The organism is Vibrio sp. 2033 (assembly GCF_033339735.1).
In genome coordinates, this window is the sequence record NZ_JAWOVC010000207.1 from 1 (window position 1) to 848 (window position 848).

1 protein-coding gene is annotated in these 848 nt (G+C 45.6%); it reads left to right on the forward strand.

The window, feature by feature from the left end; all coding sequences use genetic code 11:
* On the forward strand, positions 1-786 hold a 786-nt coding region (locus R7P74_RS25605; protein WP_318123453.1), incomplete at its 5' end, for an AraC family transcriptional regulator.
* Positions 787-848 lie beyond the last annotated feature (62 nt).

The window sequence follows — 848 nt, forward strand, 5'->3', positions numbered from 1 at the left end:
CAATACTACGCGACCGACCATGACCAACTGAGTCTGATCGAGGCGAAATACCAAAAGTTTGCCTTTCAAAGGCACTATCATTTGGATTTTCACCTCGGCTTGATCACGCATGGTGAGCAGAAGTTTCATTATCAAGGCTCTCATCACCAAGTCGGTCATGGGCAAATCGTTATTATGCCGCCCGATGAACTGCACGACGGCCAATCTAAGCTTGCCAGTGGCTATCAAGTGAATGTTTTTTCGATCGAACCACACTTACTTAGCGATCTGGCAGATCTTAAGCAAAATGGTCAAATTATCCGCTTTAATGAGTTGATCATCTCCGATCCACAGATATTTTCACAACTTAGTAACTTACATGCTCTGTTGAGACGCGAAAATCTCAGTCAGTTAACCAAAGATTGTCTGCCGTTTGAGGGATTTAACCAACGCTTTGACCTCTACGTATCGCTGGCAAGTCAAAAAGTCATTCCATTAGGTAAGCAATCTCTCAACACCTTAAAAGATTACTTAATGGCGAACCTCGACCAATCGGTACGGCTGGAGTCTCTTTCTGAGCTTTGCCAGCTAAGCCCGACTCAATTTCAACGCCATTTCAAAGCGCAAACCGGCATGACACCGTATGCGTGGTTTGCCCGTTTACGACTCGAGCAAGGGATGAAGCTGCTACAAGCAGGACAATGCGGTACTGAAGTCGCGCATCAAATTGGTTTTTACGATCAGGCGCATTTCAGCAAAGCCTTTAAGCAGACTTATGGCGTCTCTCCGTCTCAAGTCACTCGATAACAGCACGCTCATCTTAGTCTGTCAGTTTTTTACAAGCGCATGCCACAACAAGCCTCCACAAT